Below are 26,810 nucleotides of genomic sequence, written 5' to 3' on the forward strand. Positions count from 1 at the left end.
GACGGAGGGGGACCCCTCTGGGCACGTGGAAAATCGTGCCTAGAATTGGGTCCCCGGTACCCTATGCCCAAGCTCGAGATCGATTTCGGCGACATCCGTGAGTACACCGAGCAAGAGCGCGCGTTGCTCGAGACGAGTGACGAGCGTTTCGATCGGCTGGCGTTTGCCCAGAGGGCGCTGGATCTGGTGAACCCCTTGCGAACGCGCATTGCCATCTGTGTCGAGAAGGCACCTCGCTCGAGTGCGGCATCGCGCGGGGCGGGGCGGCTGCCTCGGGTGACCGTGCAGAGCGGGCGCGCGTGGGGACGTGGGCCGGGCGCGCGCTGGGCGATTCTCTCCATTCCGGCGCATGCTTCGCGGCGTGCGATCGCCACCGCGGTCTCGGAGTTGGCCGGCGAACCCGGGCCCTATGCGCTCGATGTCTTGCAGGAGCTCGCGGCGTCCTCGGTCGCGTGAACGTCACGCACTGTCGTGAGCGTCGCGAGTGTCGCGACTCGCGAGCCACCCCGCGTGCGCTACAGCCATAAACAATGGAAAGCCAATGGCTTTTCGTCGACGCCGTGCCGTTGCTTTCCTGGAGTTCAGAATTTCGTTGAAGCGACGCCGACCTTGTGCGAAGAGCGAGGCCACAAGGTCGTATCCAAGAATCCTTTTGCGATGGACTAGCTTCGTCTAGCTTCCTTATCTCGCTTCGCCTATTTCGTTTGGCTCGTTCATGCGAGATATGCGCGCACGCGGGCCGCTTCTTCCGTCGGCGTGTCGCCGAAGAATCGTTTGAACTCGCGGCTGAATTGCGAAGCGCTCTCGTAGCCCACGCTTCGTGCGGCGACACTCGCGTTGACGCCTTGTTGGGCCATGAGCAACCGCGCCTTGTGAAGGCGGATCGTCTTCACGTATTGCAGCGGTGTCGTCGACGTCACCGCGCGGAAATTCTGATGAAACAAGGTCACGCTCATGCTGGCCTCGCGCGCCATGTCCTCGATCTGGAACGATTCCGCGTAGTTCTCGTGAATCCGGCGCAGCACCTTGCCGATCTGGGCAAAGTGCCCTTGGCGCGTCGCCACCGCGCGTAGCGCGCCACTCTGCTCGCCGCAGAGCACGCGGTACGTGATCTCGCGCACGATCTGCGGGCCAAGGATACGGCTATCCGCCTGCGATCGCAGCGCCTCCAAAAGGCGAACCCCCGCGCCGGTGAGTTCCTCGGTCAGAGGCGTCGCATAGATGCCGGAGATCGTCTCGACGCTCGGCGAAGGGGCGTCCATCTCGAGCAGCAACTCGCCCAGCATGCCCGGGGTCACCGAAATGCTGAGGCCAAGCAGCGGCTCACCAGGGGTGGCGAACGTCTCGCATTCGAAGGGCAGGGGGACCGAGAGCACCAAATAGTTGTTCGCGTCATACGTATAAACGCGTTCGCCCACGTATCCGATTTTGCGACCTTGCGCGAGGATCACGATGCTCGGTTCGTACACGACCGGCGTTTTGACGTACTTCGACATCCGCATCAGGTTTACCCCCGGCAGGGCCGACGGCTGCGGCCCCTCCTGGTACGTCAACCCTTCCAGCAGCGAAACCATTCGGCTTTTCGCCACGCCCGATTCCGGTATCCGTTCCACGATCCATTAAATGTGGCCATCCGTAGGATCAGGCAAGCGTTCCGAAGGATCGTGCCTTGAGGACGCTAGCGCCGATCATCATATCTCCCAGCGCAACGTCGAGCTTTCAACGATTCGACGATTGAGATGATCGAGGAGATGAACGTGAGCAAAAGCCTTGGATATGCAGCACAGAGCGCAACCTCTCCGCTGGGCCCCTTCTCGTTCGAGCGCCGCGAGGTTGGCGCAAGGGACGTCCAGATTGCAATTCTCTATTGCGGTGTTTGCCACTCGGACCTGCACACCGCGCGCAACGAGTGGAAAGGCACGGTTTATCCCGTCATTCCGGGCCACGAAATCGTGGGGCGCGTCACCTCCGTGGGGCGTGACGTGAAGGGATTTGCCGTCGGCGATCTCGCCGGCGTGGGTTGCTTGGTCGGCTCCTGCGGAACCTGCGCAGCCTGCAAAGAGGGCCTCGAGCAGTACTGCGAGGCGGGGTTCGTCCTGACGTACAACAGCCCGGACAAAGATATGCCGGGCGCCATGACCTATGGCGGCTACTCGGACCGCATCGTGGTCGACCAGAGCTTCGTCGTGCGCGTACCGAAGGCGCTCGATCCTGCGGCAACCGCGCCGTTGCTTTGTGCAGGAATCACCTTGTACTCACCGCTTCGGCACTGGAACGCCGGCCCGGGAAAGAAGGTGGGCATCGTCGGGTTGGGCGGCCTCGGTCACATGGGGGTGAAGTTTGCGCACGCGTTCGGTGCGCACACCGTCTTGTTCACCACGTCGCCGAGCAAGATCGAGGACGGCAAACGCCTTGGCGCCGACGAAGTCGTCGTCTCGAAGAACGCCGACGAAATGGCCAAGCAGGCCGGCAGCTTCGATCTCATCGTGAACACCGTCTCCGTGTCGCACGATCTCGACCCATTCGTGAACGCCTTGAAGCGCGACGGCACCTTGGTCTTGGTGGGCGCGCCCGAGCATCCGCATCCGTCGCCCAACGTGACGAACATGATTTTCAAGCGGCGCAGCATCGCCGGTTCGCTCATCGGCGGCCTTCGCGAGACGCAAGAGATGCTCGACTTCTGCGGCGAGCACGGCATCGTTTCCGACGTCGAGGTGATTCCGATTCAGGGCATCAACGAAGCCTACGAGCGCATGCTCCGCAGCGACGTGAAATACCGCTTCGTCATCGACAACGCCTCGCTCGCGCGCTGACCGCCATCGCGGCTACTGAAGCCAGTGGGGCGGGGATGCCGCGGCCTCGCGGCGCAGGGCGCTGGGCGGCACGCCGACGAATCGCTTGAACGCGCGGCTGAACGCGGCCTCCGAGTCATAGCCGAGACGCATCGCTGCCTCGGCAACGGTCACGCGCTCACCGCGCAGCCATCCGCTGGCCAAATGCATGCGCCATTGGGTCAGGTAGCGAGCCGGCGGCACGCCCAGAAGCGCAGTGAACCGCTCGGAAAAGACGGAGCGAGACGCTTTGGCGACGTCGGCCAATGACTCCACCGTCCATGGCTCACCGGGCCTCTGATGAATGGCGGCGAGCGCGCGTCCGATCTGCGGATCGCGAATCGCCGCCAGCCATCCCCGTGTATCTTCGGTGCGCGATTCCGCCCAGGCGCGCACGACCCGGGCAATGACCACGTCCGCGAGCCGGGTCATGATCGTCGCAGCGCCTACGCGGCGTGCGAGCACCTCCGCGGCCATCGCCTCGAGAATGGGCGACAAGGTTGCGTCCTGCGCGCCGCCGCCGCGGACGAGAAGCATCGGGGGCATCAGTTCCAAGAGCGGATGCGCCGCCGGCTGCTCGAAGTCGATGCTGCAGCACGCAAGGATGGTCTGCGCCGCGCCATGGCCAGCCTGCATCTGGAACGTCCGCTCGCCCACGGCTTGAATGGGCATCTTCTCGAGCGGCGTGAGCCGCCCGCGCGCCTTCGATGCGAGCGCGTGTCCCTTGCCATGCGGGAGCAACACGACGTCGCCAGCGTGCAACTCCGTCCACCCGCGTTTCGGTCCACGCAGCCAACAATGGCCTGCCGCCACGAAGTGAAATCGGGCCTGTCCCTGCGCCGCAAAGTCGATGCCCCAAGCGCCGGAAAGCCCGCAGCGCGCATAGGTGCCATTGGCAATGCGCAGATCCTGCAGCACCTCGCTCAACGTGTCGCGCGCGAGCCCCTCGCGGTCGGACGAACGGTCATGCATTGCCGACAAACTAGCATGGTTCCTCCGCCTCGCCGGCTCCATGTTCGGCAGCGGAGGAGCGAACATGGCGGGGCCCGCAGGGCGGATTCTTCGCCGAAATGCGAAAGTTCGGCGGACCAATCGTGTTGAATTGGTAACGCGTTGCTTCGCGCGGATATGTAGTTACGTGTTTCGATCGAGCTGCGCAGTCGTTGGGACCTAGGCGCTGGCTTGTCTTGCACCACTCCTTACGCTCGCATTTCGGCTTCGCGGCGCGGAGCTCGGATTTCGGGCTTCGTAAGCTCGCCGCTTCGGATTTCGCCGTGGATCACCGTGGGGCGTAGACCTGGTGCGAGCAAACTCGGAGTCACTTCGCTCGATGGGAACATTTGAACGAAGGACGGTGCGCGCTTGACGCGATCCACGATGGTTCGCTCGAGAATCATCGATGTGTATTGGTCCGCGGCCGACTCGGGCGTGTTCGAATTGAGAATGACGTCGAGGTCTTGATTGCGGCACACATTGGCGAGGCCCGCAATTTTGCTCTCCAGCGGCGACCAGTTGTCCGCGGAGGTGCCGTTTTCGCTGATGCCCCAGACGCCATTGTCGGTATGAATGAAGAGCGTCTGATTCCCCGACGTGTGGCCCGGCGTGCGGAGCAACATGACGCCGTCGCCCAGCGAAATATCGCCATCGAGAAAGGCAACGTTGTCCTCGCGCACGTTTTCCTTCCCATCGCGCACGAAGAAAGACGCCTGGAGCGGGTGAAGCTCGTCCCAATCGTCCCATTCGACGCGCGGGGCCAAGAGCACGGCGTTGGGATAGAGAGGCTGCCTCTTGTTGTCGCGGGTTCCGAGCAGACCTCGCAAGTCTTGGGTATGGAAGTGGTCGAACGCGACGTAGTCGATGTCCCCGGCCTTGATGCCGATGGATGCGAGGACGTACGGGACCGAATCCCACTGCTTCGATAAGAGCGGCTCGACGAGGTGGAATCGATCGGCAAGCCGCGCGAAATACGGTGCGCGTCGGGCGCCAATGATGTCGGTCGGATTGAACAGGAGGTTCTTCAACGAACCGCGCTGCATGAACTGCACGAGAACACAGCGGTGCGTCAGCGTTACGAAGGGCGCCGGCGAAAAGGCCGCCGAGTTGAAGGCGTACTTCGTGGGGTAGGGAAGCGTCGTTTGATTGATGGTGCGCACGCAGACGACGCGAGGGCCCGACGCAAAGCGTTCACGGACGCGCTCGGCTGCTGTGCGCACGGCGCGGAGACGGCGGCCCTGCAGTGGCTCCGCCCGCGGTGCGTCGAAGTCGTGGATGGGCATCACGTCTTTGAGGAGAGAGGAGGTGATCATGGGCGGCTCCGTGTACTAGTATGCGCTCAATGGTCGAGGCAGCGTTCACGCGTGGAGCGATCCTCGGCCGCAAGTATACGCTCGGGGACATCATTGGAGAGGGGCCCACTGGAGCCATTTTTGCGGCTGAGGAACGGTTTCGAGCGCAACGGGTCGCCATCAAGGTGGCCAAGTTGCCCGCATCGATTCGCACGCGTCAGTTCATGCGCGATACCGAGGCGGCGCAGGCGGTTCGCTCGGAGAACGTCATCTTCGTGTATGACGTCGGTGTCGAAGGCGACACTCCGTACGTGGTTACGGAGTGGCTCGAAGGGAAAAATCTCGCAGAGCTCGCGGCCGAGTATGGCCCCTTCCCCGTGGGCGAAGCCGTGGGGTACGTGTTGCAAGCGTGCAACGGTCTGCAGGAGCTGCACGCGGCCCGTGTGGCCCACCGAAACATCAAACCGTCGAATCTTTTTTTGACGAAGGCGGCCGATGGTGGGCCGCTCGTCAAGATCCTCGACGTGGGGCTTTCGAGCACCGAGTTCGCGCTCGAAGGGGAAGCGGAGGGTGCGCTCCTCGACGCGCTGAAGTTCGCATCGCCGGAGAGACTGGTGGCGCGCCCGCGCAGCGGATTCGATGCGCGCACCGATGTGTGGTCGCTCGCGGTCACGCTGTACGTGCTCGTGACGGGGAAGTTCCCATTCGATGGCGCATCGACTGCGGAAGTCCGGGAGGCGATTGCGCGCGGTGTGTTTCCGAAGTTGAGTGAGCGGCTTCCGGATGCCCCGCGCTCGCTCGACGAGGTGATCGCGCTCGCCCTGACGACGGAGGCCGATGGGCGGACCGCGTCGATGGCCGACTTCGCGCGCGCGCTCGAGCCCTTTGCCATGCCGCCGAGCGTCTCCGTGGAAGCGGCATCGCCTTCGCCGATGGTCGAGGACCTTGCCTCTCTTGCCTCTCCAGCCGCGCCACCGCCTCCCCCGGAGGACATCGCGTCGGTGCAAGAAGAGAGTGCGCCTGCCGTGGAAGAGCCGCCGCCGCCTCGTGAGAGTGTGCGTACCGCGGCTGCGACCGATGCCGTCGAATTGGAATCGCGCCCCTCGGCGTCCGTGCCGCCGGATCGAACGGCACCCGGCGCGATCACGGCGGTGCCACCCGCTTCTTCGGCGGGCACCACGGCACCCTCGACGTCGCGCCGCTCGATGGTCATCGCCGCTGCGGCCGTCGTTTTGCTCGTCGGATTCGCCGCGCGCCTCGGGCGCTCCCCAGCCGCGCCGGAACCCGCAGCACCGCCGGCCGAAACGCGGCTTTTGCCCGACGAAGCGGTAACACCGCAAGCCCAAGATACGACCCCGGCATCCGCGGAAGAGACGCCTGCGCCCTCGGCAACGGCGCACGATGGTCAGGATGGTCACGATGCCGGAGCTTCCGCATCGCCGCCGCGACGTTCTCGCCGTCGCTAAACGGGATTGTTGCTAATTGGAATTGTGCTACCCGCCCTTGCGCGGTCTCGCAATATTGTACGCATCGAGCCGATTCACCAATGTGCGCCGCGATATGCCCAATAGCTGCGCGGCGCGCGTCTGGTTTCCCGAGCATTGGGCCAGCACTTCGAGAATGCGCACTTTCTCGGCGACGTGGTCGACTTCACCTGGGTCGAGGCGTTGCGGACGCCAGCTGCGCGGGCCACCTTCCAGCGGGCGCATTTCCAGGGGCCGTGTCTCCAGAGGCAACGTGTCGGCGATGGTCGGGGCGAGGTGCTCGACGCGGATGATGCCCGTGCTCGCAAGGGATGCCGCGCGTTCGGCGACGCTTTTCAACTCGCGCACGTTGCCGGGCCAGGTGTACTGGCGAAGCCAATCCTGGGCGGCGGGCGCAATCTCGGGCGTGGATTTTCGCGCGGCGTAGGAAGCGCTGGCAACGAAGCGCTCGAACAGCGGCAGAATCTCGCTCGGCCGCACGTGCAAGGGCGGCACCTCGATGGTCACGCCGTTCAATCGTGAATAGAGCTCGGCGCGGAAACGCGATTTCTTCACGAGCTCGGCCAAATCGCGATGGGTCGAGGCGAGGAAACGCACGTCGATGGATCGCGCCGCTGTGCCGCCGATGCGGGTGACCTCGCGCGATTCGATGACCTCGAGAAGCTTGTCTTGTGCACTCGGGTCCATCTCGTCGACATCGCGCAAAAGCACGGTGCCCTGGTTGGCCGCCTCGAGCAGGCCGATTTTCGATTTGACGGCGCCGGCGAAGGCGCCCTCTTCGTATCCAAAGAGTTCTCGCTTCAGAAGATCACCGGCGAGGACCGCACAATCGAGTCGGAGCAGGGGACCGCCGGTGCGGCCAGAGAGGCGGTGGATCGTCTCGGCGACCAGCTCTTTCCCAACGCCCATCTCTCCGCGAATGAGGACGCTCACGGGGCCGGGGGCGATCGTCTCCACGAGCTGCATCACCTTCGACATGGAGGGATCGGCCACGAGCATCTTCGGGCTCGAGGGCTCGGCGGGCGGCGGCAGCTCGGAGGGGATCGGCCCGGCGTCTTGGAACGTCAGCAACGTGGCTCCGATTTCCACCACGTCGCCGTACGTGACGGGGGTGCGCGTGCCGCGTTCCAGCGGCTCGCCTTGCACGCGCGTGCCGTTGGAGCTGCCCAGATCCTCGATGACGAAACCGTCACGGACGGCGTGCAGCCTGGCGTGAACCCGCGAGACCGAGCGGTGCTGAATGATCAGATCGCACGTCGACGCGCGGCCAATCGTGACGAAGGAGCCATAAAGCGGCGCGGCGATTTGCGTTTCGCCGCCCTCCCAGAGCACCACCACGCGCGGACTCTTTGGAATGACTCCGCGCGAGAAGGCATCGCCCCAGGTGCCATCGTCGCCAATCGTTTCGCGTTTGCTTGTTTCTCGAGCCACTTCGAAGTCCTCATCATACGGCGTTTCCGGTGAAAGCACAGCCTGCGCAAATTACGCACCATCTCGCCAAGGGCGTATGCGACGAGTGCCACACGTGCCATGCATCATGAAACGCGCGCGTGAAATTGGCGCCAAATTGCAGCGGCATATGCACTCCTCAACAATCATGCCCGTAAACAATTCGGCCGTATTTCCCGCCCTGTTGCGGACTTCGCCACCTTTTTGCCACGCATGTCTCGCACAGCCGTGCGTGTCGCGATGGCGGAAGGTTGTACACACAGCGACCACGTACCCGGCCATCGGTGGATCGACGGACCTGCACCCCGGTCCCTCCGGACTAATCCCGATTCACTTTTCGATAGCCAATTAAAGCCAACTCGATTTCGCGGTTTTCGAGACACGCACCGTGGAGCGTGGGAAGGGCGGAGTCTCACCACCACTTCCACCCGAGGAGCGCGGGGGCGGCTCCGGGGTAACCCCCAGATGCGAACCCGTGAGCGACGTGCAAAGGTCCCAGGCGCGCTCCTGATCCTCGATGTCGAGCGTGCGCATCGTGTTGCGGGCAGGCTTGCCGGAGTCCTCGTAATACGTACCCGTGAGACCCGTGCGCGCGTCGGCCATGGCCAGGAAGACCGATGCATTCGACGCCGTGTGCCACCGATTGTTCGAATCGGCCGCGTTGACCACCACCTGCGATGACTCGAGTTTGCGGGCCAAGGCGAACGTCCAGAGGATGCGCAGCATCTTCGAGCGCGCGAAAACCTCGAGTCCATCGTAGTAACGCTTGGCATGAACGTCGTCGAACGGATCGCGCATGATGGTCGCGAATGCATCCGACGTGACGTTGATGATGCGCGCGTCGTGGCCTTTGCGGAGCAGGGGCATCAACCCCGATGTGAGCGTGTGAGGGCCCAGCAGGTTCGTCGCCAACGTGGCCTCGTGGCCATCTTCCGTTTCCCACCGCCGCTCGTACGACACCTCGACGTGGTTGATGAGCACATCGAGCCGCGGGAAACGCAGCGAGACCGCCTCCGCGAGATCGCGGTGCTGATCGAGGGTGGCCGTGTCGGCACGGATGAAATGCACCCGGTCGTGACCGGCGGAGCGCCTCAGCTCTTGCGCGGCGCGATCCCCGCGTCGCACATCACGTCCCGTGATGATCACCTGCGCGCCCAGTGTGGCAAGCTCCCGTGCGGTGAGCAATGCGATGCTCGACGTTGCGCCGGTAATGAGGACGGTCTTGTCGATCATGAGCGCTCCATGCTGCTAAGCACGAATCGTTAGCAGGTCCAGAGCACACGGTATTCCCCCACTGTTGGCCACGAATGTGGGGTTCGTTAAGAAGTGTGTCTCTGCTACTTCGTTGGATCGGTCGAAAACCACGTAGATCCGTACGTGTGCCGACTCGTCTGGTTTCGCGGCGCCACGGGGCCCGGCGATCGGAGGTGGTGGCGGCGCCATGGCAGCAGGGGGTTTACCTCGAAGCCCCGCTCCCGTCGAGCGGGACATGGGGATCATGCCCACAATGGGCGCGAACGTATTGCACGGTCTGCAACACTTCCGGGGCCCGCGGGGTGGTCCTTCGGGCGGTTCGAACGGCCGCCCACGCCTCGTCGCATGCGCCGAGGTGGACGGCCTGCTGGGCAAACGCCAATCGTTGCCGCACATCCATGGTGGCAAAGGGTCGAGTAAAATCGAAATACACCACGGCAATGGCCGCCGCGACGACGACGGCGACGGCCACGCTCGTCGAGATTCTTCGGAGAATGGTGGGTTCGGCACCTCGCCGCCAGACCGTTGCGATGAGCGCGCCGGCGACGGCGCCGCCTCCGTGTGCGGCGTTGTCGATGAATGCAATGTCGTTCCGGGAGCCCAGCACGAACGTGATGATGAGCCAGATGCCCATCATCATCATGAGAGGGCTTCTCCAGCCCTGCGTTCGAAAGCCGACGATGAAAGCGCCCCCGATGAGCCCGCAAACTGCCCCCGATGCGCCGGCGCCAACCGCCTGCGACTGGGCGTACCAGCCATAGTAGAGGGCGCTGACCATGCTGCCCACGATGCCAGACCCGACATAGAGCACACTGGTGCGGCCGGTTCCGACCTCGTGCTCCAGAAACGGCCCAACCTGCCGGATCGCATACAGATTGAAGAGCAGGTGCAGGAGGCCGTAGTGCACGAAACACGAGGCCACCAGCGTGTCGATGCGCCCTTCGTAGAGGGTGGAGGTGGCGTTGTTGGCGCCAAACGTCAACGCAACGCCGGGCGAAATGCCGAAGACGATGCTCGCCAGCTGCGACCAGTCCATCTCGTGGACGACCAGCGAAAGCCAAACTTCACCGATGAAGACGAGGACGCAGGCAACGGTTACGAACAGCGTGAACGGCGCGCCGTCATAGGCGCCGGTCTTGTCGCGCGGCGGCGCTGCGTACTCCTCGGTCTCCTCGTGAGCGTTCGACACCGTGCGATTCTAATGCCCATCCTACGAATCAGCCGACACGAAATGGATCGAACCGCGCTACTCTTCGAACTTCTTTACATGCGGTAAGACGACGCCAGGTTGTGCCGTGGAGACTCGGGAACACCTCGAATTTTATCGCGTAGACCAGTCGGGGCCGACGAAGCGCATCTTGTTGCCGGCGCTGGCGCTCCTCACGGTGGGGCCGCCAATGGTCCTTTTCTCGGCCGCGGTTCGCAAATTCCCGCATAGCACGGCCATAGGGGTGCTGGGCGCTGCGCTCATGATCGCAGGGCTCGTCATCGGCTTCCTCGGCATCGGCATGCTCATGTTCGACGACCGCTACCTCGCGGTGGTCGAGGGCGGCCTTCTCGTCCACCTCGGAAAAGAGGAGACGTTCTTCGCATGGGACAGCCTCGAGGCCATCCGCCACGAGGGGGCGCTGCTCGTGGTCGTGCCGCGTTCGCTGCCCGAGGGCACCTCAACGGATGCGGGCTCGCTCCGCTTCCCGCTTTCGAAGAGCAAGGTCGCGGAAATCGCCGCCCGCCTCGAGGAGTGGCGGCGTCGCGACGCCTGGAATTTGGCCCCGCCGCCGCCGCCCTGATACGGACGAACCACTGCATGGATCCGCTCGTCCGAGGATCGCTCCTCGTCCGGCGCATCATTCGGCGCGGGCATGGTCTCGCGTTCGGGTGCGCGCTCGGCGCATACGTGATCGCGGGCGGGGCGACCGCGCCGTTGGGCATGGCGACCACCCTGGCCGTGATGCTCTTCGTCGTGCTGCTGGTGCCGCGACTTCGCGCGCGCTGGTCGCACGATCGGACGCGTTCGCCGCGCTCTCCCGAGAGCGTGCCCGAGGTACCGCTCCTGCTCGACCTCGAGCTGGGCGTGCTTCTGACCATCGGCTTGAACGCCGCGCTCCTTCGCTTCGAAGGGACGCTCGACGGCGTGTTCTCTCCGGTGATGTACGTGCTGGTCGCGCTGGTGGCCGCACTTGCGCGCCCCGCGGCCGCGATCCTCGTGCTGGCCTCGGTCATCGGCTTCGAGGCGCTGGTTCGGCATTACCTCTTGCTCGAGCCGAACTTCGACAAGCTGACACCGCACGCGGTCTTCGCGGTCACCTTCGCCATCTTGAACCTCGCGTTCTTGCGCGTCGAAGTGGCCCGCACCCGTGCCGCCGCACGCGCCCGGGTCGAGGCGGAGCTTCGCCGCCTCAAGGACGACGCGCGCAGCTACCGCTTGCTCGGGGCAGGGGAGGCAAACCCCGACGCCGAGGACCGGCTTGCGCGGTCCAGCGTCGAGGAGATTCACCAATCGGTGCATTATGCACTCGATTTGCTGCGCCACACCCTGGGCCTGCACACCGCGGTGTTGCTCTGGCTGAATGACGCGGAGACGCACTTCAAGATCAGCGAGTTGTCCACCGAGTCGGACGACATCCACGATGCGCCCATCGCCGTGGGCGACGGCGTGCTTGGCGCGGTGGCGGCGAAACGTGAGCGCGTCACGTTGGGCGGTCTCAAGCCGTCGTACAAGGTGCCGTACTACGCGGGCGCCTGTCCCGTGAGCGTGCTTTCGGCCATTCCGGTGCTCGAGGGGCTCGATGCGTTGCGCGGCGTGTTGATCATCGACCGCCGGGAAAATCGTGCATTCACGGCGCACGAGGAAGATCTCGCGGCGCAGGCGGCGCGGTATTGCTTGCGGGCCATTCAGAACGAGCGCGTCTTCGTGCAGCTCGAACGCGCCAAGGTGGAGCAAGGAAAGCTGTATCGCGCGGCGCAGGCGCTAGGCGCGGCAACCAGCGAACAAGACGTGCTCGAGGCGGGGGTGCGTGCGGCGCGTGAGATTGCCAGCTTCGACTTGGCGGCGGTGACCATCTACGACGAGGCCACGCGCATCCACGAGGTGTGCGCGGCGAAAAGCGCGAATGGTCAAATCGACGATTTGGTCGGCATGCGCTTTTCGCACAACACGGGGCTCGTCTCCATGGTCGTGCAGAACCGCTTTCCGCTGCCGTACAAAGGTCAGTACGACCCGACGCACCAGACCGTGCTCACACGGCGCCATCCCTGGCCCAAGTTGCCTTCGCTTCTCGTGCTGCCGCTGCTGCAGCACGAAAAACCGCTGGGCACGCTCATCCTCGGGGCACGGCGGCGCAATGCCTTCGGCGAATCGGTTCGGCCGACGCTCGAGGTGCTGGCCAGCCACCTGGCGGTGAGCCTCTCCAACGCGCGCATGGTGCACAAGCTGGAGATGATGGCCACGACCGACGGCCTTACGGGGCTGCTCAACAAGCGCGCCATGCTGGAGGCGGCGACTCAAAAGGTGGCCGCGGCCGCGCGCTTCGGGCGCAAGCTCTCCGTGATGGTGACCGACATCGACTTCTTCAAGAAGGTGAACGACACCTACGGCCACGACATCGGCGACGTGGTCATCAAGGGTCTCGCGGACATTCTGCAACGCCAGAGGCGGGCGACCGACTTGGTGGCGCGCTTCGGCGGCGAGGAGTTCGTGGTGCTCTGCGAAGAGACCAACGAAGAGGGGGCGATGCTCCTCGCGGAGCGCATCCGGCAAGAGCTCGGGAAAACCGTCTTTCATACGCCGAACGGCAAGCTCCAGGTGACGTGCTCGATCGGCATCGCCACGTTCAACCCGCGTCCGGCGTCCGCCGCGGCGGCGAAGGCCAACGGCTGGGATGCACTGTTCAAGGCCGCCGACGAAGCGCTGTATGTCTCGAAGCGCACGGGCCGGAATCGCTGCACGGCCGCCCCGTCCCCCGGAGGGGGGGCAACTGCGCGAACCGAGGCGCCGGCGGGGGGGAGTCGTCTCGGGAAAACGGCTCGGGCACGGTAGTTCCACCGGTTCTTCCCGTTTCTCGTGCTCGACACATCGCGGCGCCGTGCGCATGATGGGGGCATGCCGGACGAGCCGAAAAAACCTGATCCGATGGAAGATCTTCGCGCCGGGCTGGGGCTGCTCTTTCGTGCCGCGAAGACGGCCGTCGATGAGTTCCCCACCGAGAAAATCGAAGAGGCGGTGAAGCAGGGCGCCCGCGACGTGGGTAAGGTTTTCGAGACCGTGGGGGAGGCCATCGACGAGAAGGTGCTCGGTCGTAAGAAAGCACCTCCGGCGGCTCCTCCTCCCACGGAGACCACGGAGAACGTACCTCCCCAAACTCCGCCTCCTCCGAACGAAGAGCCGAAGTCGTAGGCTCGCTCAAGCGCTGGTCGGCGGGATGGTGCTGCGGTTGCTCACGTAGCGAACCCCGCCGTGATCGGACGAGAGAAACTCGGTCTCGGTGCGCACGATGCGCACGAGTCGTTGATCTTTGTCACGCGGCCCCACGGGCGTGACCAGAACGCCGCCGACGGGAAGCGCGGCGAGCCAGGCGTGCGGAACCGGATCGACGGCAAAGGTGGCGACCACCTTGTGGACGGTTCCCCAAACGGGGACCGAATCGGTCGCATCCAAATGAAAGACTTGGACGTTGGTGCGTTCCGCGAGCAGCCGGCTGGCCCGCCCCGCGAGCGTGCCATCGATCTCGAAGGTGCGCACCGATCCGCGTTCGCCCACGACGGTGGATGCGAGTGCAGCGCCATAGCCCGAGCCAGTGCCTAGCTCGATGAGAGAATCGCCCTCGCGCAACGAGAGCACGCGAAAGGAGAGCAAGTACGCGTGCGGTGCGCTGATGGTGGCGAAGCCCTCGTCGTCGAGCGGCAGGGGAACGTCTTCGTACGCTCGCGGCAAATCTTGAAGGCGCACGAAACGGTCGCGCGGCACCTCGAGCAACGCTTTGAGCTGCGCATCGTCGAACGGCCCGAGCTCCCCCTCGATCTTCGCCACGAGGCGAGCGCGCTCACGATGCGCGGCCTCGCTCAAACGTGCATCGGCCGCGAGTCGCTTGGCGATCTCTTCTTCGCCGGCGCCTTCTTCACCGCGCGCGATGGCGGTGGCGATGCGGGTGGCGGCGGCGCGGGCGACCGATGCGAAATCCGATTGAAAGAACATTAGGGGCTAGAGCACCAGGCGGGATTCGCGGGTTTCATCCGAATGCACGATAACAGAGAGACCGCCCTTCGAGCGAACGCGCTCCCGGTATACAGGTGTGGGTAGATACGTTGCGGCATATGTCGGACGATCTCGCCTGTATATGCGCCCGCGCAAACTTCGGTCGTTTAATAACTTCGACCGCAAGCGCCCTCTGATGCCGTCATCCAAGATGAAAGAGGCATTCGAAGCATGACTCCGCGTGGCGTTGCACTCGCCATCTTCGCGGGATCGTTGGCGATTATCGGCAGCGGTTGCGTGAGGGGGCCCGATATCCGACTTCAACGGACAATCGAACACGCTAGCGCAGGTGTATTGGCCGTAGCTACCTCGCACGACGGTAACCCAACCAGTGTTACCTTGTGCAGCGGCGCCTTGGTCGCGCCCAACCTTGTGCTGACGGCCCGGCACTGCGTGGCCAAGGCCATCACCACGATGCCATCGTGCGATGCCGACGGACGCTCGCACAATGGCGCCCACATTGGCGAGGACGCCGATCCGTCCGCCATCGTGGTGTACGTCGGCGATCGCGTGCAGGTCGATCGCGACGTGCCCCGCGCGCGGGCCGTGCGCACGCTTCATCCGACGGGCCACGTGCTTTGCGATGCGGACGTGGCGTACGTCATCTTGGACCGGCCCATCACGGGCGTGACGATTCTTCCGCTGCGTCTCCACGACTCGGTGCAGTCGGGTGATGAAGTGGTTCCCGTTGGATTCGGCGGCGGCGCGACGAACGTCATCGGCCAGCGCCGCCCGCGCGAGCGCAGCACGGTGCTCGCCGTTGGTCCTGCTGCGAACCAAGACACCGGCGCGGTGTTGGGACCGCGTGAATTCGAGGTCGATGCGGCCACGTGCCGCGGCGACTCGGGCGGTCCCGCCATCGACGTGCGCACCGGCGAAATCGTGGGCGTCGTCTCGCGCGGTGGAAGCTGCTCCGGCCACGGAAACCACGTGTACACGCGCGTGGATGCGTACGCGCGGCTGGCCCGCGTAGCCTTCGGCGCCGCCGAGCGCGAAGCCGTCGACGTCGCGCAGCGCTGATCAAAACATGACTAGCGCCGCTTCGGCGCCTCGATGCCCAGCTCTTTCATGACCAACTGAAGATCGTCCCACGCTTCGCGCTTGGCCTGCTGCTGTTGCGCGCTCGGGCGAAGCAGGTACGAGGGATGGTACGTGGGCATCACGAGCGTGCTGCCGCGATAGAGCTTCCATTGGCCGCGGATCTTCGTAATGCCCATGGTGGTCTGCAGAAGCGCTGCGACGGCGGTGTTTCCCATGGCGACGATGACGCGCGGGCGCACGAGGGCGAGCTGCTCGTGCAGGTACGGGATGCAGGTGTTCGACTCGTCGGGCGTCGGGCGCCGGTTTCCCGGTGGCCGGCACTTGATGATGTTGCACACGTAGACGTCGCGCTCGGGCGACAGTCCCATGGCCCCGATCATCTTGTCCAAGAGCTGACCGGCGCGACCGACGAAGGGGAGGCCTTGCGCATCTTCATCCGCGCCGGGGGCCTCGCCAATGAAGCAAAGTTTGGATTCGGGATTACCCCGCGAGAAAACGGTATTCGTCCGCGTGGTGGCCAATTCGCATTTGGCACAATTGCGAACTTCCTCGCGGATTTGCTCGAGACGGACGAGCCTTTCGGTGCCCGTGCTGGGCATCGCCGACGCAGGGGGCGGCGCTACGGCAGGCGGCGAAGGCTTTGGCTCGTCGTGCCAAACGGGCGCGGCGGCAGTGACGGGAGCCGGCGGCGGCTCGGGTGGAGTCGGAGAAGGGGGAACCGCCAAGGCGCCAAGAACGCCAAGGGTTGGGGGTTCATGAGGCGGGGCGTTCCTCGGCGCTTCAGCATCCACCTTGGCGTCTTGGCGGTTTCCTTCTGGCTTCGCCGCGACGGAGGGCGGGGGACGTTTTCCGCGTGGAATGCCGAGGGAGCCGGAGTCCTGTTGCCACTCGAGGTACGCGCGCAACGATGCGGCGATCTGGGCAAGCTCGGTTCGGGGATCGTCCTGCGACATCGCCGATACGTTAGCGTAAAAGACGATTGATTGTGGCGGACTCGCGAGTCGTTTGCACGTGAGTAGCGGCAGCGCGACAATCCCGGCGAGGCCGGCGCCTTGGTCCGTGTCCAGCGGCGGGATCGCCAAGCTCTATGACGATCCGGGTTTTCTGGACCACACATCGCTCCGGTCTCGCCGGTTTCGTTCCGCTGCCGCGGTTCTCGCACCAGGTCATTCGGAACCTGCCAAGTTCAATCGACCGTTACCTTTCGGCCATTTTGGTGGCTCAGCGCTCGGATCAACGCTCGAAATGGATGCGGAACGGCTTCGTCTTGCCGGCAACCGGATTTCCATTGACATCGAGCTGCGTCGCGAACGGCTTCTGCATGGCGCACTGGCGCGCCTCGCGCGCGAAGCCATGGCCCGGATCTTTGACGACCGTGACCTGTTGCGCACGGCCGTTCGTGCCCACGAGCACCTCGACGGTGACGTACGCCTCGTCGATCGACTCGGAGTCGGCCTCGGACGGCCAGGGGCAGTTCCAGTTTTGGTCGCCGAGCAAACCTGCGGCGCGGGAGCGGTCCATCGGGGGCGGGGGAGGGGCGGTGCCGGTCCCGCCGGGGGTGCCGCCGGCGCGTGCGGCCGGGTTGTAGACGGCCTTGCCGGTGCCGTTCGCCTGCGTGGTCCCGCCGCCGTACGAATCACTCTTGCCCGTGATGATCGTGTTCGTCATGTCGACGACGTCGTTGGGATCGGCCGTGAGCGCCGCCGACGCTTTCGCAGCTTCCGGTGGCGGTGGCGGCGGTGGCGGCGCGTCCTTCGGGGCCTTCGGCGGTGGCGGGGCGGCCTTTGCAGGCTCCGGTTCCGGCTCCGGCTCGGGGGGCGGCGGCTCCGGCGTCTTCACTTCGTCAATTTCGTAAATGTCGACGAGCTTCTGGGCCACCCGTTCCTGCACCGAGCGCGCGAACCGGTACATGTCGAGCGATATCATCGCCGTGCGAACCGCCGCGGCGCCGTGGGCCGCGCTCGCGATGAGCAGCGCGACGGCGATGCCTTTCGATGCATTGCTGCCCAGCTCGAACACGCGCCCGAGCGGATCGCGATCGACGATGAGGGCGGCGCGCGCAATGCCCGGTGCGCCAGGATGGATACCGTTGGTTTGCGCGTGCGAGGCGTCGATCATCTGGTTGCTAGGGAAGCGGAAACGTCACTTGTTGGGTTGTTTGACCGGGACCAAGGGCGGCGCAGGCGTCACGCCGAAGGCGATCTTCGCGACGTGGGCCTGCTTGAGCAAGTCCAGCACGTGGATCACGCGACCGTGCGGCACGGCGCTGTCAGCCTTGATGACCGCGCGAAGTTGCGCGTCCTTGTTGTGCGCTTCCGTCGCGAGGGCGAGGATGGCATCGTCGTTCTGGACGGCGCGCTGGTCCACCTGCGTCTGACCATCGGCACCGAGGGCCACCGAGAAAACGGTCTGCACGTCCGTGCCTTGCGATGCGCTGGGCAGATCGAGCGGGATCGATTCCGACTTCACGATGATCTTCGCGGTCACCATGAAGATGATCAGAAGCACCAGCGTGATGTCGACCAGTGGGGTGACGTTGATCGCTGTGATCGCGTCATCCGTATCGTCGGCTGTACCACCCGCCATGGCTAGTTGGCCCCCTCATCGTCTTCGCGCGGGTTCGTCGACACGCGACGCGAAGGCGCGCCGGCGGGGACAGCCGCTGCGGTGGCGCCCGCATGTGCGACACCCTTGTCCGTCGACTTGAGGTACGCGAGGAGCACGTGCCCGAGCGCGTCCGTGTTCGACAAGGTCGTCTTCACGATGCGCTGGAACATGTTGAAGGCCGCAACGGCCGGGATGGCCACGACCAGACCGACGGCGGTGGCGACCAACGCCTCGGCGATGTTCGTCATGACCGCTTGCGGTGCGATCTGCGCGCTGGCCGCTGCTGCAGCACTCGCCGCCGCGGCGCCTGCTGCCTGAGCAACGGGTTTGGCGTTCGCTTTTCCGAGCTCCTCGAAGGCGCCGACGATACCGATGACGGTGCCGAGCAGCCCGATGAACGGGGCGTTGTTGCCCAACGTGCCCAGGTACGCCAAGCGCTTCTCCAGCTTCGTCTTCTGCAGCGCGCTCGCTCCCGCCATGGCTTGCTCGGCCGCTTCCGCGCCATACGATGCCTCGACCACGCCCGCGAGCACCACGGCCGCTTCCGCACTCGGGGAGCCCTCGAGGCGCTTGCGCGCGCCATCCAGATCGCCCGCACGAAGCATCTTTCCAAGCTCGCGCATCAGCGCGCCGACGTCGTCACGAAGGGAGAAGTACAACCAGGCGCGCTCGAGCATGATGGCCAACGAGACCACGCTCAAAATCAGCATCAACCACAGGACCCAGCCGGCCCCAGCCCCCACCATCGCATTTTTGACGCGCTCAATGATCTCGTTGTTGCCCATGGGCTTCGATAGCTCCGTCCTCGCAGGTGAAAGGCTCCCCAGTCCCAGGGAGATCCGTGACTTTACCGACCTCTGCATCGAGCGGAATGGCGGCGGATATCACGGTGGTGGCATAGGCGCCTTTCGGTAGCACAAAGTAAACCCGGATGCTGTCCTCTTCTTCCCGGCCGTTGTCCGAGTGTCCTCTTTCTAGCCGAAGATCCGACACCCACAGGCGCAGTGGCCTGCGCGTACCTTCGCCCAGCGGTACCAACTTCGTCAGATCGATGTCGTCACCCAGGTACTCGCGCACGACCTGTTGCTCGAGCTCGCGCGGCTCGCCCTCGGGCTCGCGCATCTTTGCACCCGGGAGCGGGCCGGTGGCGGATATTTCTCCCCTCTCGGCACGCGCGCGATCCTCCTGAACATCGGTGCAGAGAAAGAGGCCACCGGAATCGTGCCGTTTGGCCAGATCGCCTGCGAGGCACGTGTTCCAGGTTCCGTTGCGCACGCGGCGCTCGAGCACTTCGTTGTAGACGGCCGATTGCAGCGCAGAGAAGAGGAGGCGCTTCAAGCGCGGATCGCGTGGAGCGGGGGCTTTGCCGGTGAGCCACGCGCGCGTGCGCTCGGCGTTGTCGCCCTCGCGGCCGAATCGTTGGGCGCCGAACGCGTTCGGGACACCCTCGCGCCCGATCCGCTCGAAGGCCGCGATGGCCGCGTCGACGTCGCCCACCTCGCGGATGCGGATGGAAAATTTGTTTGCCCGCAAGTGACCGGTCCGCAGCTTGTTGGTGTGCCGCTGGGTCCCGAGCACGTTGATGCGCTCGTGCACCAGCGCCATCGCCCGCGTGTCGCGTTCGGGGGCGTATGGAACCGAGATCGTCTGCGTGGTGATGGCCATGCGATCCTTCATCCCGGCGACCCCAACGTCGCGGGCGCGGACTCCGACCGCACGGGCTATCACGTCCACGGCGGCATCGGTGGTCATCTCCCGCTTCGTAAAGCGGATGTAAAGATGCTCGCCCGTGCCGCAGGGCTCATAGAGCGGGATTTCTTCGACGATGAAGTCTTCTGGGAGAACTTTGATACGTGCCATGGGGTGCGTCGGTGAGTGAGTGCCGCCAGGTTTTCACTTCGTTCAATAAAAATGCAGGGAGCAGCGGCCATCTATAAGACGCAGCTCGAGCGCGCCTGGCGCGCAGTCATGCAATGGCCGCTGTGGCCTCGATCCTGCCTTTGACTGCTGTAGTCCTGCCATGTCGTTGAACACTTTTCTCACCACGATCATGATCAGCGTCGTCGCGACCTCCGCAACCGGTTGCGCAAGTTGGAAGCTGTCCGAGCCTGATACCGTGGCCGTTCACCCCTTCTTGCCGCATCCAGCGCACGTCGCAAAAGTCTGCGTGATCCGAACATCCGTTCTCGAACATGGAGTGACCTTCGTTTCACGCGACAACGGCGTGCTCGTCGGCGCCACGCGCGGGCCCACGTATTTCTGTTACTATGCCGAGCCCGGCGATCACGATCTCTCCATCGAGGCGGATGCCTGGGCAAGCGCCAGGCTTCGCGCCGAGGCAGGCGGCTCGTACTACCTCAAGGAGGAGGTCGCTGTCGAAGGTGGGAAGGTCCGAGGTCTCGGCGTCTGGGTGGACGAAGCCATCGCGCGCTCGCTGGTGGACGACTCGGAGTACGCCGTTCTCGTAGGGGCGCCTGAACGCGAGCACCTTCCAGGGACGCTTCCCTTTGCGCCTGCCCGGCGCCGTTCGTGATTGTAAGCGCAACCGCAGCAAACCTCTTTTCTGGCGGCCAGAAGTAGAGGAGATTGCCCGGCACACCACGCTTAGTCACCACGCTTGAAAATCTAGAAAAGAAAAGAGGGGGACGTATGAGAACACGTGTTTCTCGTCTTGGTCTGCTTGCGGCCGCCGGAGCTTTCCTCGTCGGGCTTCCGATGTGCGGTGGCAGTGATGCGCCGTCGCCGTCCTCGCAGCCGAAGGCCGAGGAAAGACCCGATGATAGCGCTGCACGTGAAGCCCTCGCATCGACACCGCTCGGATATGTCGTGTCGCGCGATGCGCGCGGTGCGGCCCGATGGATCGTGGGCTCGAACGAAGCGGCCGCCGCGGTGCTCGATGCTTCCGTGTCCGAGGAAACGGCGGCGCGCGTGCACCTCTCGCGGCACGCATCGCTTTTGGGCATCACGGAGGCCGCCGTTTACGAGATTTCGCGCGTGGGCATGCAGAAGCTCGCGGGCGGCGCCACCATCGTGCAGTTCGCCCAGCGCGTGGGCGACATGGATGTCTTCCAGGCACGCGCCAGCGTCGTGCTCGATGCTTCGAAGAACCTCGTCTCGATCGGCGCCAATTTGCATCCGCAGGCCGCGCAGACGCACGCCTTGAAGGCGCTCGCCTTTCCCAAAACGGCGGAATCGGCATTGGCCGATGCCTATGCGGGGCAGTTCGGCGTCTCCATTTCAGCGAGCGCTGTGAAAGACTCCGGCGCGCGCGGTGCGTTCCGGCGCTATGCGGTGACGACGACGGAGGATGCACCCACCGTGCTCGAGGCCGCCGCGAAGCGCGTGCTCTTCCCCGAGGGCGCGGAGTTGGTTCCCGCGTATTACATCGAGCTTGCGGCCCGCGCGAACGGCTCGCCCGAAAACGAGGCCTACGCCTACGTGATGGGCGCGCGCGATGGGCGCGTGCTCTATCGGGCATCGCTCACGGCGAGCGACTCGTTCAAATACCGCGTATGGGCGGAGCCCACGGGCAATCACATTCCCACGGATGGACCTTACGTCGATTCTTCGCCGCACCCCACGGGTTTTCCGAACAACCAATTGCCGGATTATGCGGCGCCCATTCTGGTTTCGGCCGATGGCTTCAACGTGCATGCCGACCCATGGTTGGGGCCGAGCGACACCACGACGTTCGGCAACAACGTGCGCGCGTACAGCGATCGGAACGATCAGCACAATGGCATCGGCGACGGGTTCGACCCAGGCGATCTCGCGCCCGACGTAACGGCGCCGAAGACGTTCGATCGAGTCTACGATCCGACGAAGCAGCCCAACGCGAATCCGGACCAGATCAAGGCGGCGGCGACGCAGCTTTTCTACGTGAACAACTGGCTGCACGACTATTGGTACGACTCGGGTTTCGACGAGGCGTCGGGTGTCGCGCAGCTTTCCAATTATGGCCGCGGCGGCGTGGAAGGCGATCCGTTGCGCGCCGAGGCGCAGGACGGGGCGGACTTCGGGCAGGCGAACAACGCGAACATGTCGACGCCGTCCGACGGCATTTCACCGCGGATGCAGATGTTCGTGTGGTCCGGCGTGGCGAATCGCTCGATCGAGACCACGCCCGCGCGCACCTATTCCGATCCGCTCGGGGCCGCGGTGTTCGGGCCGCAGCAGTTCGATCTGACGGCGCCGGCGGTGTTGGCCAACGATGGAACCGGCACGACCTCGGATGCGTGCGAACCGCTCACGGGTTTGACCGGCAAGATTGCCGTGATCGACCGAGGGATCTGCCCCTTCGTGCAGAAAGCCATCAACGCGCAGAATGCCGGCGCCGTGGGCATCCTCATGGTGAACAACGTGGCGGGACACGTGCCGGTGAGCCCGGGGGTGAACGATCCGACCATCACGATTCCGCTCATCGGCCTGAGCCTGGAAGATGGCGCGACGTTGAAGTCCGCGCTTTCCGCAGGGGAGCTGACGGCGCACATCAAGCGCGGCGCCGAGGTGCTGCACGATGGGACCATCGACAATACGATCATCGCGCACGAGTGGGGGCACTACCTGCACCACCGCCTGGTGCAATGCGGGTCGTCTTCGTGCGGTGGCATGAGCGAAGGGTGGGCCGACTTCAATGCCCTGCTCATGGTGGTGCGCGCGAGCGATTTGGACAATGAGCTCTTCGGCGCCGCGTTTCCCTTGTCCCAATATGCGGCAGCGGGGATCACGAACAGCGGGGCGTATTTCGGTATTCGCCGTGCGCCGTATTCGGCAAATCGGGCCAAGAATCCGTTCACCTTCGGGCACGTTCGACAGAGCTCGACGCTTCCCACGGGGGCGCCGCTCTCGCCGGCGGCCGCCAACATGGCGGAGGTGCACAACGTCGGTGAGATCTGGGCGGAGACGCTGTTCGAGGGGTACATCAACGTGCTCCATTCCGGGCAGGTCCTCGGCCGCACCTTCGAGGAGAGCAAGCGCCGGATGGCCGACTACATCGTGGCCGGAATGAAGGCCGCGCCGCCCGAGCCGACGTTCACCGAGCAGCGCGATGCGATTTTGGCCAGCGTCTTCGCCATGGGCGAAAAAGAGGACTTCTTGGCGCTGGCGCGCGGCTTCGCCAAGCGCGGGCTCGGTTCGAATGCGGTCGCACCGCCCACGACGTCGGTGTCGTTGGACGAGGCGGTGGAGAACTTCGACATTCGCGGCAAGCTGAGTTTCATCGACGCGAAGATCGACGACTCCGGGGCATCGTGCGACCACGACGGCGTGCTCGATGCGGGGGAGAGCGGCAAGCTCAAGATCCGCGTGCGCAACCTGGGCTGGGTCACGTTGCGTGGCTCGACGGTGAGCGCGACCACGACGGATCCGTTCGTCACCTTCGAGAACAACGGGGCGGTGACCATCGAATCGATTGACGCGTTCGGCGTGGCCACGGCGAGCATTGGGATTTCGGCCAATGCGATTCCGCTTTCGCGCGGCGAGCTGCCCATCGCGATCAAGATTCACAACGACAGCGCGATTCCCAAAGACGCCGATGTGCAGGCGAATCTGCTCTACAATTACGACGACGCGCGCAATTCCTCGCCCGTGGACAACGTGGAGAGTGAGACGCCGGTTTGGACCTTCCAGCACGCGAATCCGCCGTTGCGTGCCTGGTCGCGCCAGGGCGATGCCTCCAACCACGTTTGGCACGGCAACGACATCGGCGCGCTCGGCGACGAGCGGCTCGTCTCACCGGATCTCGTGGTCGGGCCGGGCAATTTCCGAATCACGTTCAGGCATCGTTTCCAGTTCGAGACGACCCCCGCCTCGGGCGGCGTGCCGGCGGTCTACTGGGACGGCGGCGTCCTCGAGCTGTCGACCGATGGCGGCACGACCTGGAACGATGTTGCAACCTACACGGATCCCAATTACCCGCAGACGCTCACCACGGGGAACAACCCGCTCAGCGGGCGCAAAGCCTGGGCGGGGGATTCTCCGGGATATCCGAATTACACGACGGTGTCCTTGAATTTGGGCACGCAGCTCCAAGGCAAGACGGTGAAGGTCCGTTTCCGCCTGGGCAGCGACGAAGCCGCCGGCGCGGCGGGCTGGGACATCGACAACATCATTTTCGCCGGAATTACCAACTTGCCGTTCCCGTCGATCATCGACGACCGCACGACCTGCCCGGCGCCCATCGCGCGGGCTTCGCGTTAAAAGCTCAGAGATTTGAACAGGGAGGCGGGGAGGCGGGGAGATTTTTTGGTTTCCAATTAGCTCATTGTGGCAAGTGGAAACCCAAAAAACTCCCTGCCTCCCCGCCTCCCTGTGAAATTCTTCAGCCGTTACAGATACGCGGCCGCGCTGTAGGGGGCGGGGCCTGGGATCCAATGCGGCTGCTCCTCGATTCGCTTCAACCAACGTCGTAGGGCGGGAAGTGAATCGAAGGAGAAGCCGCCGCCTTCCTCGGCCACGTGCGTGTAGGCGTAGAGCGCGATGTCGGCAATCGAGTACGCGTCGCCGACGAGGAAGCTGCGATGCTCGAGGTGCCGATCGAGGGAGCGCAGCGCATCTTGGCCCTGGGCCGTCTTCTTCTCGAGAAGGCTCCCCTGGGTTTTGTCTCGGCCGGTCAATTTCCAAAAGCGAACCGTGCCCACAGTCGGTTCGATTTCGTATTGTTCGAAAAAGAGCCACTGAAGGACCTGCGCCCGCAACAGTGGCGCTTCCGGCCACAACGCCGTTCCGGAGGCTAGGTAACAGAGAATGGCGTTCGACTCGGCCAAGTACTCGCCCGGCGCGATTTCGAGCACTGGAATGCGGCCCGCCGGGTTCTTCGCGAGAAACTCCGGCGTGCGACTTTCACCGCGGAAGATCTCGACTTCGACCGTTTCATAGGGGCGCTGGAGCTGGGCCAGCAGCAACTTGATTTTGTAACTGTTGCCCGACCCAGCGTAGTCGTAAAGCTTCACCATGCCCGTGATGTAGTGCCGCCCCGTCGCGACGGCTGGCCATTTTCGGACCTGTCGACAAAAGGGCCAGGGGTGGCGGCTGCGTCATGACATCCGACGTTGTAGCTCAATCGGCTTCCTATGGTACCTTGCCCTGGGAAACGATGGTTCACGGTACCAAAGATCCCAACAACGTCGATCGGGAGGGGCCGACGGATATCGTTCGTGCGCCTGCTTCGGTCGAGGGTTTTCGCCTTCTGGTGCTCCTTCCGTCGGGCGACGGCGGCAACACCATGCAACCTGGGGAGGTGCCGCTGCCCGAGGTCGGGGAGCTCGTATTGGGGCGCGGCGAGGACTGCGCGGTGCCCATCGGCGATGCATCGGTGTCGAGGCAACATGCGGTGCTCCTCGTCTCGAATGGGAATTTTCGCATTCGCGATTTGGAGAGTCGAAACGGAATTTTCGTGCGCGGACGGCGCCTCGAAGCCTCGGAGACCGTCGAGATCGGCCCTGGGGAGGCCGTCGATCTCGGGCGCGTGACCGTGCTCATTCAGCGGCGTTCCTCGGAGTCGCCGCGGCGCAACGTGCCCACCATCGCGCCGCCACCGGCATCGTCTTCCGGCGAAGATGCCGCGTTCGTCGTGTGCGATCCGGCGATGCTTCGCCTGCATGATCTGGTGAGACGCGTCGCCGTGCGGGACATCAACGTGCTCCTTCTCGGGGAGACCGGCGTCGGCAAAGAGGTGGTCGCCGAGGCGGTGCATCGCTATTCGCGGCGCGCGGACGGGCCTCTCGTGCGCGTCAATTGCGCGCAGTACAACCCGCAATTGCTCGAGAGCGAGCTCTTTGGCCACGAACAGGGGGCCTTCACCGGAGCAACGCGCGCCAAGGCTGGCGTCTTCGAGGCGGCGCAGGGCGGCACCCTGTTTCTCGACGAGATCGGCGAGCTGCCGATAAGTGCCCAGGTCAAGCTGCTTCGCGTCATCGAAGAACGCCGCATTCGCCGGGTCGGAGGCACCGAGTCCCGCGAGCTCGATATCCGCCTCGTGACCGCGACCCATCGCGACTTGAAGGCGGAAAGCCAAAATGGACAATTCCGGCGCGACCTGTATTTCCGATTGAGCGGGGTCACCATTCCCATCCCGCCGCTGCGCGAGCGGCCGTCGGAAATCGTTCCCCTGGCGAAGATGTTCGCCGCCCGCTTTGCCGCGCCCGAGCCTGCGCCGGAACTCACCGACTCCGCCCAGCAGGCGCTGCTTGGCTATCCGTGGCCCGGCAACGTGCGCGAACTGCGAAACGCCGTCGAGCAGGCCGTGGCCCTTTCCGATGGAGCGATCCTCCCCGAGCACCTGCGGCTCGAACAGGCGCCGCCGTCGTCGTCTCCCTCGTCGTCTTCTTCCTCCTGGGGCGGCGTTTCACCGCCGTCGTCGTCTCCCTCGTCGACGCCGCTGCGCGGGCAGATGCAATCGCTCGAACGCCAGCGCATCGTCGACGCGCTCGAGCGCTCCAATGGAAACCAATCGCGCGCTGCGGAGCTCCTCGGCATGCCCCGTCGCACATTGGTCGACAAGTTGCGCCGGTACAACATTCCGCGGCCTCGCAGCGGCGGCGATTGAGCGAGCGTTGCTCAATCGTTGAGCGGGCGTTGCTCGATACCGCATCGAATCGGCCCGAAT

General features: G+C 64.6%; 23 protein-coding genes. 10 read left to right on the top strand and 13 right to left on the bottom strand.

The genetic code is table 11. The features are described 5' to 3' along the window. The first annotated feature begins 63 nt into the window (after nt 1-63). The gene (locus LZC95_11925; GenBank protein ID WXA97538.1) at nt 64-456 is read left to right on the top strand and encodes a hypothetical protein; all 393 of its coding nucleotides are present in this window, start codon (nt 64-66) and stop codon (nt 454-456) included. 257 nt (nt 457-713) lie between these two features. Here LZC95_11925 and LZC95_11930 read toward each other — a convergent pair whose 3' ends face one another. Beyond that, complete coding sequence (locus LZC95_11930; GenBank protein ID WXA97539.1) at nt 714-1,589, bottom strand: AraC family transcriptional regulator; 876 nt, start codon at nt 1,587-1,589, stop codon at nt 714-716. Between the two features lie 168 nt (nt 1,590-1,757). Between LZC95_11930 and LZC95_11935 the strand changes: the two genes are divergently transcribed. After that, nucleotides 1,758-2,813, top strand: a complete 1,056-nt coding sequence (locus tag LZC95_11935) for an NAD(P)-dependent alcohol dehydrogenase (GenBank protein WXA97540.1) — start codon at nt 1,758-1,760, stop codon at nt 2,811-2,813. A 12-nt stretch (nt 2,814-2,825) separates the two neighbouring features. Here LZC95_11935 and LZC95_11940 read toward each other — a convergent pair whose 3' ends face one another. Both LZC95_11940 and LZC95_11945 read right to left on the bottom strand, forming a co-directional pair. Then, nucleotides 2,826-3,803, bottom strand: coding sequence for an AraC family transcriptional regulator (locus LZC95_11940; GenBank protein ID WXA97541.1), 978 nt, complete (start codon nt 3,801-3,803; stop codon nt 2,826-2,828). Nucleotides 3,804-4,030: 227 nt separating this feature from the next. Then, nucleotides 4,031-5,137: a hypothetical protein gene (locus LZC95_11945; GenBank protein ID WXA97542.1), complete on the bottom strand. Its 1,107-nt coding sequence runs from the start codon at nt 5,135-5,137 to the stop codon at nt 4,031-4,033. 29 nt (nt 5,138-5,166) lie between these two features. Here LZC95_11945 and LZC95_11950 point away from each other — a divergent pair, with 29 nt between their 5' ends. Beyond that, on the top strand, nt 5,167-6,582 hold the full coding sequence (locus LZC95_11950) for a serine/threonine protein kinase (GenBank protein ID WXA97543.1): 1,416 nt from the start codon (nt 5,167-5,169) through the stop codon (nt 6,580-6,582). 27 nt (nt 6,583-6,609) lie between these two features. On the opposite strand, the gene LZC95_11955 is transcribed toward LZC95_11950, so the two are convergent. The 3 genes from LZC95_11955 to LZC95_11965 all read right to left on the bottom strand — a co-directional run bounded on the left by LZC95_11955 (nt 6,610) and on the right by LZC95_11965 (nt 10,492). After that, nucleotides 6,610-8,031: a sigma 54-interacting transcriptional regulator gene (locus tag LZC95_11955; protein WXA97544.1), complete on the bottom strand. Its 1,422-nt coding sequence runs from the start codon at nt 8,029-8,031 to the stop codon at nt 6,610-6,612. Nucleotides 8,032-8,397: 366 nt separating this feature from the next. Beyond that, complete coding sequence (locus LZC95_11960; GenBank protein WXA97545.1) at nt 8,398-9,282, bottom strand: SDR family NAD(P)-dependent oxidoreductase; 885 nt, start codon at nt 9,280-9,282, stop codon at nt 8,398-8,400. Between the two features lie 223 nt (nt 9,283-9,505). Then, complete coding sequence (locus LZC95_11965; protein WXA97546.1) at nt 9,506-10,492, bottom strand: rhomboid family intramembrane serine protease; 987 nt, start codon at nt 10,490-10,492, stop codon at nt 9,506-9,508. A gap of 106 nt (nt 10,493-10,598) precedes the next feature. On the opposite strand from LZC95_11965, the gene LZC95_11970 reads away from it, so the two are divergent. The 3 genes from LZC95_11970 (at nt 10,599) to LZC95_11980 (ending at nt 13,699) form a co-directional block, all read left to right on the top strand. After that, nucleotides 10,599-11,093 (top strand): hypothetical protein, encoded by a 495-nt coding sequence (locus tag LZC95_11970; GenBank protein WXA97547.1) that lies wholly within the window; start codon nt 10,599-10,601, stop codon nt 11,091-11,093. Nucleotides 11,094-11,110: 17 nt separating this feature from the next. Continuing rightward, nucleotides 11,111-13,342, top strand: a complete 2,232-nt coding sequence (locus LZC95_11975; GenBank protein ID WXA97548.1) for a sensor domain-containing diguanylate cyclase — start codon at nt 11,111-11,113, stop codon at nt 13,340-13,342. 93 nt (nt 13,343-13,435) lie between these two features. Next, nucleotides 13,436-13,699 carry a hypothetical protein gene (locus LZC95_11980; protein WXA97549.1) on the top strand — a complete coding sequence of 88 codons (264 nt, stop codon included), beginning with the start codon at nt 13,436-13,438 and terminating at the stop codon, nt 13,697-13,699. A 6-nt stretch (nt 13,700-13,705) separates the two neighbouring features. Here LZC95_11980 and LZC95_11985 read toward each other — a convergent pair whose 3' ends face one another. Next, nucleotides 13,706-14,497, bottom strand: coding sequence for a hypothetical protein (locus LZC95_11985; protein WXA97550.1), 792 nt, complete (start codon nt 14,495-14,497; stop codon nt 13,706-13,708). Between the two features lie 354 nt (nt 14,498-14,851). Here LZC95_11985 and LZC95_11990 point away from each other — a divergent pair, with 354 nt between their 5' ends. Continuing rightward, on the top strand, nt 14,852-15,577 hold the full coding sequence (locus LZC95_11990; protein ID WXA97551.1) for a S1 family peptidase: 726 nt from the start codon (nt 14,852-14,854) through the stop codon (nt 15,575-15,577). Between the two features lie 11 nt (nt 15,578-15,588). Here LZC95_11990 and LZC95_11995 read toward each other — a convergent pair whose 3' ends face one another. The 5 genes from LZC95_11995 to LZC95_12015 all read right to left on the bottom strand — a co-directional run bounded on the left by LZC95_11995 (nt 15,589) and on the right by LZC95_12015 (nt 20,065). After that, complete coding sequence (locus LZC95_11995) at nt 15,589-16,551, bottom strand: uracil-DNA glycosylase (GenBank protein ID WXA97552.1); 963 nt, start codon at nt 16,549-16,551, stop codon at nt 15,589-15,591. A gap of 280 nt (nt 16,552-16,831) precedes the next feature. Continuing rightward, nucleotides 16,832-17,716 (bottom strand): energy transducer TonB, encoded by an 885-nt coding sequence (locus LZC95_12000; GenBank protein WXA97553.1) that lies wholly within the window; start codon nt 17,714-17,716, stop codon nt 16,832-16,834. A gap of 24 nt (nt 17,717-17,740) precedes the next feature. Further along, a complete protein-coding gene (locus tag LZC95_12005; protein ID WXA97554.1) occupies nt 17,741-18,184 on the bottom strand; it encodes a biopolymer transporter ExbD in 444 nt (147 codons plus the stop codon). A gap of 2 nt (nt 18,185-18,186) precedes the next feature. Next, the gene (locus tag LZC95_12010) at nt 18,187-18,990 is read right to left on the bottom strand and encodes a MotA/TolQ/ExbB proton channel family protein (protein WXA97555.1); all 804 of its coding nucleotides are present in this window, start codon (nt 18,988-18,990) and stop codon (nt 18,187-18,189) included. Next, complete coding sequence (locus tag LZC95_12015; GenBank protein ID WXA97556.1) at nt 18,968-20,065, bottom strand: tRNA pseudouridine(13) synthase TruD; 1,098 nt, start codon at nt 20,063-20,065, stop codon at nt 18,968-18,970. Before LZC95_12015 ends, LZC95_12010 begins: the two co-directional genes overlap by 23 nt. 160 nt (nt 20,066-20,225) lie before the next feature. Here LZC95_12015 and LZC95_12020 point away from each other — a divergent pair, with 160 nt between their 5' ends. Next, nucleotides 20,226-20,738, top strand: a complete 513-nt coding sequence (locus tag LZC95_12020) for a DUF2846 domain-containing protein (GenBank protein ID WXA97557.1) — start codon at nt 20,226-20,228, stop codon at nt 20,736-20,738. A gap of 116 nt (nt 20,739-20,854) precedes the next feature. Next, nucleotides 20,855-24,403: a M36 family metallopeptidase gene (locus tag LZC95_12025; GenBank protein WXA97558.1), complete on the top strand. Its 3,549-nt coding sequence runs from the start codon at nt 20,855-20,857 to the stop codon at nt 24,401-24,403. A gap of 128 nt (nt 24,404-24,531) precedes the next feature. On the opposite strand, the gene LZC95_12030 is transcribed toward LZC95_12025, so the two are convergent. Next, nucleotides 24,532-25,158, bottom strand: coding sequence for a glutathione S-transferase family protein (locus tag LZC95_12030; GenBank protein ID WXA97559.1), 627 nt, complete (start codon nt 25,156-25,158; stop codon nt 24,532-24,534). A gap of 83 nt (nt 25,159-25,241) precedes the next feature. Between LZC95_12030 and LZC95_12035 the strand changes: the two genes are divergently transcribed. After that, nucleotides 25,242-26,750, top strand: coding sequence for a sigma 54-interacting transcriptional regulator (locus LZC95_12035; protein WXA97560.1), 1,509 nt, complete (start codon nt 25,242-25,244; stop codon nt 26,748-26,750). The last annotated feature ends 60 nt before the right edge of the window (nt 26,751-26,810 follow it).

It is taken from the genome of Sorangiineae bacterium MSr12523 (genome assembly GCA_037157775.1).
Taxonomy (GTDB): Bacteria; Myxococcota_A; Polyangia; order Polyangiales; family Polyangiaceae; genus Pendulispora; species Pendulispora brunnea.